General features: G+C 65.2%; 10 protein-coding genes. 7 read left to right on the forward strand and 3 right to left on the reverse strand.

All coding sequences use genetic code 11. The features are described from left to right. The first annotated feature begins 132 nt into the window (after positions 1 to 132). The 3 genes from F3J10_RS31535 (at position 133) to F3J10_RS31545 (ending at position 2,186) form a co-directional block, all read left to right on the forward strand. The gene (locus F3J10_RS31535; protein ID WP_167243742.1) at positions 133 to 876 is read left to right on the forward strand and encodes an HNH endonuclease signature motif containing protein; all 744 of its coding nucleotides are present in this window, start codon (positions 133 to 135) and stop codon (positions 874 to 876) included. Positions 877 to 915: 39 nt separating this feature from the next. Next, positions 916 to 1,302, forward strand: a complete 387-nt coding sequence (locus tag F3J10_RS31540; RefSeq protein ID WP_167243743.1) for an ester cyclase — start codon at positions 916 to 918, stop codon at positions 1,300 to 1,302. A 329-nt stretch (positions 1,303 to 1,631) separates the two neighbouring features. Next, on the forward strand, positions 1,632 to 2,186 hold the full coding sequence (locus F3J10_RS31545; RefSeq protein ID WP_345791246.1) for an ATP phosphoribosyltransferase regulatory subunit: 555 nt from the start codon (positions 1,632 to 1,634) through the stop codon (positions 2,184 to 2,186). A 106-nt stretch (positions 2,187 to 2,292) separates the two neighbouring features. On the opposite strand, the gene F3J10_RS31550 is transcribed toward F3J10_RS31545, so the two are convergent. Then, positions 2,293 to 3,918, reverse strand: coding sequence for an acid phosphatase (locus F3J10_RS31550; protein WP_167243744.1), 1,626 nt, complete (start codon positions 3,916 to 3,918; stop codon positions 2,293 to 2,295). A 200-nt stretch (positions 3,919 to 4,118) separates the two neighbouring features. Between F3J10_RS31550 and F3J10_RS31555 the strand changes: the two genes are divergently transcribed. The 3 genes from F3J10_RS31555 (at position 4,119) to F3J10_RS31565 (ending at position 6,480) form a co-directional block, all read left to right on the forward strand. After that, entirely contained in the window at positions 4,119 to 5,516 is a 1,398-nt protein-coding gene (locus F3J10_RS31555) for a cytochrome c peroxidase (protein ID WP_167243745.1), read from the forward strand. Positions 5,517 to 5,617: 101 nt separating this feature from the next. Beyond that, entirely contained in the window at positions 5,618 to 5,998 is a 381-nt protein-coding gene (locus F3J10_RS31560) for a hypothetical protein (protein WP_029950839.1), read from the forward strand. Positions 5,999 to 6,003: 5 nt separating this feature from the next. Further along, positions 6,004 to 6,480, forward strand: coding sequence for an NUDIX domain-containing protein (locus tag F3J10_RS31565; protein ID WP_167243747.1), 477 nt, complete (start codon positions 6,004 to 6,006; stop codon positions 6,478 to 6,480). Between the two features lie 93 nt (positions 6,481 to 6,573). On the opposite strand, the gene F3J10_RS31570 is transcribed toward F3J10_RS31565, so the two are convergent. Continuing rightward, positions 6,574 to 8,280 (reverse strand): glutamine--tRNA ligase/YqeY domain fusion protein, encoded by a 1,707-nt coding sequence (locus F3J10_RS31570; protein ID WP_025099791.1) that lies wholly within the window; start codon positions 8,278 to 8,280, stop codon positions 6,574 to 6,576. 224 nt (positions 8,281 to 8,504) lie between these two features. Between F3J10_RS31570 and F3J10_RS31575 the strand changes: the two genes are divergently transcribed. Beyond that, positions 8,505 to 8,714 carry an ornithine acetyltransferase gene (locus tag F3J10_RS31575; RefSeq protein WP_025099792.1) on the forward strand — a complete coding sequence of 70 codons (210 nt, stop codon included), beginning with the start codon at positions 8,505 to 8,507 and terminating at the stop codon, positions 8,712 to 8,714. Between the two features lie 372 nt (positions 8,715 to 9,086). On the opposite strand, the gene F3J10_RS31580 is transcribed toward F3J10_RS31575, so the two are convergent. Then, on the reverse strand, positions 9,087 to 10,307 hold the full coding sequence (locus F3J10_RS31580; RefSeq protein ID WP_167243746.1) for a CaiB/BaiF CoA-transferase family protein: 1,221 nt from the start codon (positions 10,305 to 10,307) through the stop codon (positions 9,087 to 9,089). Positions 10,308 to 10,512: the final 205 nt, after the last annotated feature.

Below are 10,512 nucleotides of genomic sequence, written 5' to 3' on the forward strand. Positions count from 1 at the left end.
TTCGCCAGCGCTCCCACATTAACGCCTTCTGGCTATCTGTATAGTAGATCCGCCGTCTCTGTTTCATGACAACACTCCTTGCCGCTTCGCAGCTCCAAGTATGTTGCATCGACGGGTTGAATCCGCACTTCGGTGCTGCTGTTCGTGACGGAGAAAAAGACCGAGGATCGAACCCAATACGTCGATAAGCTCGAAGGCGATCTACTGAGTTGGCAGGGGCAAACTGCTGGTCGTACCGACTCGCTCATTATCGAGCACGCTCAACGCGGTCTCGAGGTTTTGCTGTTCTATCGAAAGAAAAAATACGAGTACGAGGGGGCCGGGTTTCGCTACGAGGGCGCGTTCCGCTACGTTGCTCACCATGGTGAGCGGCCTGCGTCTTTCTCGCTTCAACGTAATGATCCACAACTTGCCCTCGCGGAGCGGGAGGTACAGGCCAGCGGCGATTTCGATCCCAGCAGCATCGAGGATGCGCGCAGCCGCATCAATCGCGCGATCGTTCGGCGCCAAGGCCAGCCGGCATTTCGTCGAGCATTGTTGAGCGCTTACGATGGCCGTTGCGCGATTAGCGGATGCGAGGTGCAGCCGGTCCTGGAGGCGGCCCATATCGTCGCGTATCGCGGCCCCGAAACCAATCATGTCGCGAATGGTTTGTTGTTGCGTGGTGACTTGCACACCTTGTTCGACATGGGGCTGTTGTCGATCGATCCGACGACATATCACGTGGTGCTCGATGAAAGCTTGAGGGCGGGCGATTATGGCGTGTTGAATGGACGAATCCTGCGTCTGCCGGCCGCCGAAGCCGAGTGGCCCTCGAAAGAGGCACTCGCGGTACGTCATGCGGAGTATCGAGCGAGATCGCGAGGCGTGGAGTAGAGCGTCTCTAATCAACCTATTCAGGAAGCACGGACGACGATGACTGAACTCTCTTTATCCGAAATCTACCGCGCCTACATCGCCTGCCTGAACCAGCAGGACTGGTCACGCCTGGGCATGTTCGTCGGCGACGAGGTGATCCACAACGACCAGCGCATCGGCTTGTCCGGCTATCGCGAGATGCTCGAGCGGGACTTCCGCGAGATCCCGGACCTGCACTTCGACATTGAACTGCTCGTATGCGAACCGCCTCGTATCGCCAGCCGCCTGCATTTCGACTGCTCGCCGATCGGTACCTTTCTCGGCTTGCCCGTGAACGGCAAGCGCGTCGCTTTCACAGAAAACGTCTTCTATGAATTCCGGGACGGCAGGATCAGGCAGGTCTGGTCGATCATCGACAAGGCGGCGATCGAGCGGCAGTTATAGCGACCGACGCCGCTTCATTGTCGGAATTCGGAGCAGTTCACAGCCCGCCGCTCTTGTGTCACTATTGCCGACATGGAACTTCGTAACGTACCCACTCGACTGCACCACCATCACGGCCGCCTTTCATCGCGCCGTGGTTCGTTACGTCCATGACACTGGAGCGGGATCCAAGCGGTCCCGCCCGGCTGATACGAAACCAAGGCGCCATCGGCGCCTTTTTTATTTTCATACGGAGAAAAACATGAGCATGCTTCGCGGCACCCGCTTCGTGGTCGGCAAGGACGCCGCCCAGATTCGCAATCTCGAGAGCCGTTTCCGGAGCTACCTTCATTGAGGCTGGCGCTGAAGAAGCGATCGTCCCGGCACTGTGGTCGCAGGACACCTTCATCGAAAAGGCCGGAGGCAGCGAAATCATCGGTCAGATGTGGGCGTTCCCTGATAAGAAAGGGCGCCCCTGTTGCCTGATACCGGAAGCCACGGCCTTGTTCCAGGAGCAAAACCAGGAATTGCTGGCCGGCCGGCCCGAGCGGCGCTTCTTCTACGTCGCGCGCTGTTACCGTTACGAGCGACCACAAGCCGGGCGCTACCGCGAATTCACCCAGCTCGGTTTCGAATGCCTGGGCACCGACCTCGAGCGCGCATCGGCATGCAGCCAGGAAATGGCCATCGGCTTCCTGGATTCATTGGGGCTTCGCTACGAACTCGACCGGGCTGCGCGACGAGGTATCAGCTACTACCTGAACGGGCAGGGGTTCGAGATTCGCTGCCGGGAACTGGGAGCGCAGCAGCAGATCGCTGGCGGTGGGGCGTATCGCGAGGGTGCCGGGTTCGGCATTGGCATCGAACGATTGCTGCTCGCGCTGTCGGCTCAGCAATTGCTCTGATCCGGCACGGCGTCGAATCCGGACAATCATCAAAAAAGGGCGGCCGAAGCCGCCCAATCACTCGAAACCCGCTACCAACGGGTCAATCGCTGTTTTACCGTGATGCTCAGTTGGTCGACAGCGTCAGCGTGTTCGTCAGGTCGCCCATCGCCGCGCCGCCGTTCTTCACCAGCGCGTCGTCACGCTGCTTGATACCGTCGAGCTTCGGCAGGTTGTAGCGGCGCGTGATGAAGCGCAGGATCGACGCGGTGTCGTATTGCGTGTGGTCGACGAAACCCTTCTTCGCGTACGGCGAAACCACCAGTGCCGGAATCCGCGTGCCCGGGCCCCAGCGGTCGCCCTTCGGCGGCGCGACGTGATCCCAGAAGCCGCCGTTTTCGTCATACGTCACGACCACCACCATGTTGTTCCACTGCGGGCTCTTCTGCAGGTGCGAGATGACGTCCGCGATGTGGGCGTCGCCCGAGGCCACGTCGGTGTAGCCGGCGTGCTCGTTCAAGTTGCCCTGCGGCTTGTAGAAGCTCACCGCCGGCAGCGTGCCCGCGTCGATCGCCTTGATGAACTCCGAGCCGTTCAGGCCGCCGTCCAGCACGTGCGTGGCGCGTGCCGTGGTGCCCGGGGCCAGGTTCTTGAAGTAGTTGAACGGCTGGTGGTGGTACTGGAAGTTCGCCTTGGCGATCGTCGTGCCGTCGGCCGCGGCTGCCGGCGTGCCGCCTTGCGAGGCCGTCAGCGCCGCGCCGAACGCGCCGCCGTACCAGGCCCACGAGACGTTGGCGGCATTCAGCAGGTCGCCGATGTTGGTGGCGGTCTGCGGCGGCAGCGTGGTGGCCACCGTCGGGTCGGCCGCCAGCGGGTCGGTGCTCGGCGCCTTGTTGCCGCTCGGCTGGTAAGGCGGCTGCATGGTGTTGACGGCGAAGAAGTCCGGCGTCAGGTTGCCCGAGTTGACGAACTTCGGTGCGCCGTTGAGCGCCGAGGCCGGCGAGTTGGCGGTGTCGACCGTCAGCGAGACGCCGTCGGCGTTGACCTTCGAGATCGAGTTGACGGCCGGGCTCTTGTCCGCGTTCGCGTAGAACGGTGCGCAGGCACAGATCAGGTACTGGTGGTTCAGGAACGAGCCGCCGAACGCACCCATGAAGAAGTTGTCGGCCAGCGTGTATTGCTGGGCGATCTTCCAGAGCGGCAGCTTCGACGAATCGGTGTTGTAGTGGCCCATCACCAGGCCGCCCGAATCCGCCCAGGCCGCGAACATGTTGTTCTTGCCGCCGTTGATCTGCATCTGGTTCTCGTAGAACCGGTGGTACAGGTCGCGCGTGGTCACGTTCAGCGCGGTGTTGAAGCCGTTCGGATCGTCGATCGCGAAGGGCTGGTTCGGCAGGTTCGCCGTCATCGCTTCCGTCACGGCCGGCGTCACGCCGGCGGCGGTCAGGCCGCCCCAGATCTTCGGCAGCGTGGCGAGCGTAGTGCCGTCGCGGTCCAGCTGGATCGCGTCGGAGGCCTTCACGTTGGCCGTGCCGTTCGCACCGGGGAAGGCGCCATAGAGGTTGTCGAAGCTGCGGTTTTCCGCGTAGATCACGACGATGTTCTTCACCGACGACAGCGTCTGCGCGGCAGGCGGCGTGGTGTTGTTGTTGCCGCTGGACGGCGCGGTCGTGACGTCGTCGCCGCCGCAGCCCGCGAGGAAGGCTGCTGCTGCGAGCGCGATGGGCGTTACGCGGGTCAAAGTTTTCTTCATCTTGTCTCTCTAGTCGCACATGTACCGTAGGAACCGGCTGATCCCCCGTACAACGAATGACAGCCAGTTGATCGGATTATGTAAGTGACATTTGACAGCGAAATGTAGTGCAGCTTTCGTTTACCTATCGATTCACAGTCACGGAATTGACATTTGACTGACATACGCTCGCGCCTTCCTTTCTTGCCTTTCGGATCGACATGCGCAGCCTGCACGAAGACCTCGCCCGGCCTCGGCCGGATCGCCACCCCTTCGCCGTCCGGGCGGTCGCGATCGTCTCGCTTGCGCTCGCCAGCCTGCTGAGCGCCTGCGATTCGCGCGCGCCGCAGGCCGTGGGCGATCAGGTCGCCGCGGCATCGGCCGCCTCGCAATCGACGGCGCAGACCGGCGCGTCGCAAGCGGCCGGCAACGAGATCGTGGTCGCGAACCAGCCACAGACGCGCGCGCAGGTCTATGCCGCTGTCAAGAAAATGACAGCACTGGGTAAGCAGATGTTTTTCGATCCGGCGCTCTCGGGTTCCGGAAAGCTTGCATGCGCTTCATGCCACAGCCTCGACCATGCTTTCGGTTCGCCTAATGGCCTGTCGGTGCAACTGGGCGGCGACGATCTCCATCAGCAGGGTTTCCGCGCCGTGCCGACGCTGATGTACCTGCAGAAGGTGCCGCCGTTCACGCGGCACTTCCATGATTCGGACGAGGAGGGCGACGAGAGCGTCGATGCGGGTCCGACCGGCGGCCTGACCTGGGATGGCCGCGTCGATCGCGGCGAGCAACAGGCGCGCATTCCGCTGACCACGCGCTTCGAGATGAACAGCACGCCTGCCAAGGTGGCCAGCGCGGTGCGCGCCGCGCCCTATCTCGCGGATTTCCGCGCCACCTTCGGCGACAAGGTGCTGGCCGACGACATGGCCACCTTCAACGCGGTGCTGCAGGCGCTCGGCACCTACGAGCAGACGCCGGAAGTCTTCACGCCCTACACCAGCAAGTACGACGCCTTCCTCGACCACAAGGCCACGCTGACGGCCGCCGAGATGCGCGGCCTCGAACTGTTCAACGACGAACGCAAGGGCAATTGCGCGAGCTGCCATATCAGCCAGCGCGCGCTCGACGGCTCGCCGCCGCAGTTCAGCGACTTCGGCCTGATCGCGCTGGGCGTGCCGCGCAATCGCGAGCTGGCGGTCAACAAGGATCCGAAGTTCCACGACCTGGGCGCTTGCGGGCCGGAGCGCCAGGACCTGAAGGGCGAGGACGAGTTCTGCGGCATCTTCCGCACGCCGACGCTGCGCAACGTGGTGCTCAAGAAGGCCTTCTTCCACAACGGCATCTATCACTCGCTCGATGAGGTGCTGCGCTTCTACGTGCAGCGCGATATCAACCCCGAGCGCTTCTATCCGGTGCGTCACGGCGTGGTGCAGAAGTACGACGATCTGCCGAAGCGCTACTGGGCCAACATCAATACCGATCCGCCCTTCGATCGCAAGAGAGGCGAGAAGCCGGCGCTCAGCGAGGCGGAGATCCAGGACGTGATCGCCTTCCTGCACACGCTCACGGACGGCTACCGGCCCGATGCGCAGCAGCAGAAGGTCGCGGCGCGCTGAGCCGGGGTGGGGCGGGAGGGCATGATATGCTCGCCGACGGGATGTGCGTGCAGCAGGCGGCGCATCCCGTCCGGCAATCCCATTCCAAGGAGAACAAGACGATGCGGGCATCTCTCCCGAACGTGGCACGCGCGCTGGCCGGCGCCGTGCTCGTCGCCACCGCGCTGGGCGCGCAGGCGCAGAGCAACCTGAACTTCCTGAGCGACACGCCGATGGCCTATTTCAGCAAGGCCGATCGCGCCTCGCTGACCAAGGCCGTCTACCAGGCCCGCGACGAGGGCAAGGACGGCGAAACCACCACCTGGAGCAACGACGGCCGCGGCACGCCGATCGAGGCGAAGCTCACCCCCACCACCGCCGAGCAGGATGGCCGTAGCTGCCGCGAGATCGCCGTCGAGATCAATGCCAAGGGCCAGTCGATGACGCTGCGTCCGCGCTACTGCAAGACGGCGGCGGGCAACTGGCAATTCCAGAAGCGTTGACGACGATGGCCGGCAGGCGGCCATCGCACGCCCCGCGCGTGTTGTCGTGCGGGGTCGTGCTGCTCGACCCGCAAGGGCGGCTGTTGCTTGCGCACGCAACCGAGACGTCGCATTGGGACATCCCGAAGGGGCATCACGATGCCGGCGAATCGGAGCGCGAAGCCGCCCTTCGCGAGCTGTTCGAGGAAACCGGCATCGCGCTGGCGGCCGAGCGGCTGGTCGACCTGGGCCGCTTCCTCTACCGTCCCGACAAGGATCTCTACCTGTTCGCGGCGCGCCTGCGTGCCGACGAAACCGATCTCTCCCATTGCATCTGCACCTCGATGTTCCCGAGCCGTGCCACCGGCGCATCGATCCCGGAAATGGACGCGTTCCGCTGGGTCGAATTGGACGAGGTCAGGCAGTACGCGAGCCGCAGCCTGGCGAAGGTGTTCGCCACCACGCTGTCGCTGGCGGACCTGCATCGGGATTTGCCGGGCTGAGATTTCCGGCGATTCTCTTCGCTCCACCAAAGCAGACGCAAAAAAATACCCGGCCGAAGCCGGGTATTTTTCATTCATCCATGCACCGGACGCTTACTTCCCGCCCCAGCTATCGCGCAGCGGCACGATCCGGTTGAACACCGGCTTGCCCGGCTTCGAATCATGGCGATCGGCCACGAAGTAGCCATGACGCTCGAACTGGTAGCGCGCCTCGGGAGCCGCGCTTTCGGTACCCGGTTCCACATAGGCCTGCATGATCTTCTTCGAGTCGGGGTTCAGCGCCTCGAGATAGTTGCGGCCGCCCGCATCGGGATGGGCTTCGCGGAACAGGCGGTCGTAGATCCGCACCTCGGCCGGCACGGCCGCGGCCGCGCTGAGCCAATGGATGGTGCCCTTGACCTTGTAGTTGTTCGCGCCTTCGGTGCCCGAGCGGCTGTCCGGGAAGTAGTTGCAATGCACGGCGGTGACGTGGCCTTGCTCGTCCTTGTCGAAGCCCGTGCACTCGATCACGTAGCCGTAGCGCAGCCGCACCTTGTTGCCCGGGAACAGGCGGAAATAACCCTTGGGCGGCACTTCCTGGAAGTCCTCGCGTTCGATCCACAGCTCGCGCGAGATCGGGAAGGTGCGCACGCCGCGTTCCGGATGATGCGGATGCACGGGCGCCGTGCAGTCCTCGGTCTGGCCTTCGGGGTAGTTGTCGATCACCAGCTTGAGCGGGTCGAGCACGGCCACGGTGCGCGGCGCCTTCTCGTCCAGGTCGTCGCGCAGCGCGCCTTCCAGCACGCCCATGTCGATCCAGGAATCGACCTTGGTCACGCCGATGCGCTCGCAGAACAGCAGCAGGCTCTCGGGCGTGAAGCCGCGGCGGCGGATGCCGACGATGGTCGGCATGCGCGGGTCGTCCCAGCCGTCCACGTGGTTCTCGGTCACCAGTTGCAGCAGCTTGCGCTTGCTGGTGATCGCGTAGGTCAGGTTCAGGCGCGAGAATTCGATCTGTTGCGGCAGCGGACGCGTGAACACGCCGGCCTCGGCCAGTTCGTTCAGCACCCAGTCGTACAGCGGGCGGTGATCCTCGAACTCCAGCGTGCACAGCGAATGCGTGATGCCTTCCAGCGCGTCCGAGATGCAGTGCGTGTAGTCGTACATCGGGTAGATGCACCACTTGTCGCCCGTGCGGTAATGATGCGCGTAGCGGATCCGGTAGATCACCGGGTCGCGCAAGTTGAAGTTCGGCGAGGCCATGTCGATCTTCGCGCGCAGCACATGGGCGCCTTCGGGGAATTCGCCGGCCTTCATGCGGCGCAGCAGGTCGAGGTTCTCCTCGACCGAGCGCTCGCGGAACGGCGAGTTCGTGCCGGGCTCGGTGGCCGAGCCGCGGTTGGCGCGCATTTCCTCGGCGCTCTGGCTGTCCACGTAGGCCTTGCCGCGCGTGATCAGCAGCTCGGCGTATTCGTAGAGCCTGTCGTAGTAGTCGCTGGCGAAGTACGTGTGATCGCGGCCGTCCTTCTGCCACTCGAAGCCGAGCCATTGCACGGCGTCGACGATCGAGTCCACGTACTCGACGCTTTCCTTTTCCGGGTTGGTGTCGTCGAAGCGCAGGTGGCAGACGCCGCCGTAGTCGCGCGCCACGCCGAAGTTCAGGCAGATGCTCTTCGCATGACCGATGTGCAGATAACCGTTCGGCTCCGGCGGGAAGCGCGTCTCGACGCGCCCGCCCCATTTGCCCGAGCGATTGTCGTCGTCGATGGTGTTGCGAATGAAATTGGATGCCGCGGGGGCGTCGTTGCGTTCGGTGCTCATGCGGGAACAGGAAGAAAGGAGGGCGCGCGCCGGTTGCGCCGCCTGAAACCGTCGATTCTACCTGAGCCGGGCGCCGGGTGAGGAGCGCCGGCCCGGCGCCGGGCCGCCTGTATCAGTCGTAACGGGAGGTAAAACGCGTTGGCGGCCGCTCGGCGGCTTCATAAGATTCGCTCACCCGGTTCCAAGCCGCATGAGCTGAGGAGGGATTCGATATGAACATTCAAATGAAAAAGACGCATTTCCTGGTTCGCACCACCGTGATCGCACTCGTCGTCGCCAGCCTCGGCGCCTGCACCATGACGCGCACCCAGCGCAACGCCGGCATCGGCGCGGCCGCCGGCGGCGCGCTCGGTTATCTCGTGACGGGCGGCCCGATCGGCACCGTGGCCGGCGCGGCCGCGGGCGGCATCGTCGGCGCGAACGTCCATCGTTGATCGCGGGCCGGGCCTCGCGTGCGCCTGGGCGCCGCCGGCCCGGCGCATCGATCGCTTCGAGTGATTCCGGCCCGGTGCCCCGAGGGCGCCGGGCCGAATGCAAGGTTTCCAGGCCGCCGCCGCGCGTCGGTCGACGGCCGGGAAACCGCCCATGACGCCCGCAACGGCGGCATGAAGACCATCAGACGGCAAGGTCGAACAGCAGCAACAGGCATCAGGGAGAAACCGGCGGCGACGCCGGGCAATGACATGTGACGTCGAGGGAGCCGCCGCTCGCGGCGGGTTCACCATCGACGCAAGGCGCCGGGACATGCGAATGCGTGTCCCGGCGTTTTTCATGGCGGTCGCTGCCGTGGCCGCGCCGCCCGAATCTCAGACGGCGCCCTTGTCGCGCAGCGCCGCGATCGCGGCCTCGTCGTAGCCGAGCAGCTCGCGCAGCACCGCCTCGGTATGCTCGCCCAGCAGCGGCGGCGCGCTGCGCGCCTCGGGCGGCGTGGCGCTCATCTTCACGGGATTGCGTACCAGCTTGACCGGCGCGCCGCTCGGATGCGGCAGCTCCACCTGCAGGTCGCGCGCCACCACCTGCTCGTTCTCGAACACCTCGGCCAGGTCGTTGATCGGCCCGCAGGGCACGCCGGCCGCCTCCAGCGCGGCGATCCATTCCTGCTTGCTGCGCGTGCGCGTCATCTCGGCGAGGATCGGCACCAGGATCGGCCGGTGCCGCACGCGCGAGGGATTGGTGGCGAAGCGCTCGTCGTCGGCCAGCTCGCTGCGCCCGCCGGCCTCCACGAACTTGCGGAACTGCCCGTCGTTGCCGACCGCCACGATGATCCAGCCGTCGCTGGTCTGGAAGGTCTGGTAGGGCACGATGTTGGGGTGGGCATTGCCCCAGCGCACCGGCGGCTGGCCGCTGGCCAGGTAGTTGGTGTTCATGTTGGCGAGCAGGGCCACCTGCACGTCGAGCAGGGCCATGTCGATGTACTGGCCTTCGCCGGTGCGGTCGCGATGCGTCAGCGCGGCGAGGATCGCCACCGAGGAATAGAGGCCGGTGGCGAGGTCGGCGATCGCCACGCCGGCCTTTTGCGGGCCGCCGCCGGGTTCGCTGTCGCGCTCGCCGGTGATGCTCATGAAGCCGCCCAGGCCCTGGATGATGAAGTCGTAGCCGGCGCGGTGCGCGTAGGGGCCGGTCTGGCCGAAACCCGTCACCGAGCAGTAGATCAGGTCCGGCTTCAGCTCGCGCAGGGACGCGTAGTCGAGGCCGTATTTCTTCAACTGGCCGGCCTTGTAGTTCTCGATCACCACATCGCATTGCGCGGCCAGCTCGCGGATCACGCGCTGGCCTTCCGGGCTGGCGATGTCCACCGTCACCGAGCGCTTGTTGCGGTTCGCCGCCAGGTAGTAGGCGGCTTCGCGCGTGTCGCTGCCGTCCGCGGCGCGATGGTAGGGCGGCCCCCAGTGGCGCGTGTCGTCGCCCGCGCCGGGCCGCTCGATCTTGATCACGTCGGCGCCGAAGTCGGCGAGCGTCTGTGCGCACCACGGGCCGGCGAGCACGCGGCTCAGGTCGAGAACGCGGATATGACTCAATGCTCCCATCTGCTGTCTGTCTCCCTCGGAACTGGCAGGGCCCGGGCCTCGGCGCCCGGGCGGCGGTCGTTGCATCTTAAAGCGATTCCCGCGCCGGCGGCGTGAAAGCGGGGCCAGGCGAGGGCGCGGCGCCGCTCTGGACCGCCACGGGCCGGCAAACGGGGCGCGAAGCGCCCGCCCCGTCGCGAGGCGCCCGCCGGGCCGGCGCCATCCC

Source organism: Burkholderia sp. Cy-637, from assembly GCF_011753175.1.
GTDB lineage: Bacteria > Pseudomonadota > Gammaproteobacteria > Burkholderiales > Burkholderiaceae > Burkholderia > Burkholderia gladioli.

Coding starts and splice junctions, on each gene's coding strand:
- F3J10_RS31555 (WP_167243745.1), top strand. CDS start 4,119: ATGCGCAGCCTGCACGAAGACCTCGCCCGGCCTCGGCCGGATCGCCAC.
- F3J10_RS31540 (WP_167243743.1), top strand. CDS start 916: ATGACTGAACTCTCTTTATCCGAAATCTACCGCGCCTACATCGCCTGC.
- F3J10_RS31570 (WP_025099791.1), bottom strand. CDS start 8,280: ATGAGCACCGAACGCAACGACGCCCCCGCGGCATCCAATTTCATTCGC.
- F3J10_RS31565 (WP_167243747.1), top strand. CDS start 6,004: ATGGCCGGCAGGCGGCCATCGCACGCCCCGCGCGTGTTGTCGTGCGGG.
- F3J10_RS31560 (WP_029950839.1), top strand. CDS start 5,618: ATGCGGGCATCTCTCCCGAACGTGGCACGCGCGCTGGCCGGCGCCGTG.
- F3J10_RS31575 (WP_025099792.1), top strand. CDS start 8,505: ATGAAAAAGACGCATTTCCTGGTTCGCACCACCGTGATCGCACTCGTC.
- F3J10_RS31580 (WP_167243746.1), bottom strand. CDS start 10,307: ATGGGAGCATTGAGTCATATCCGCGTTCTCGACCTGAGCCGCGTGCTC.
- F3J10_RS31550 (WP_167243744.1), bottom strand. CDS start 3,918: ATGAAGAAAACTTTGACCCGCGTAACGCCCATCGCGCTCGCAGCAGCA.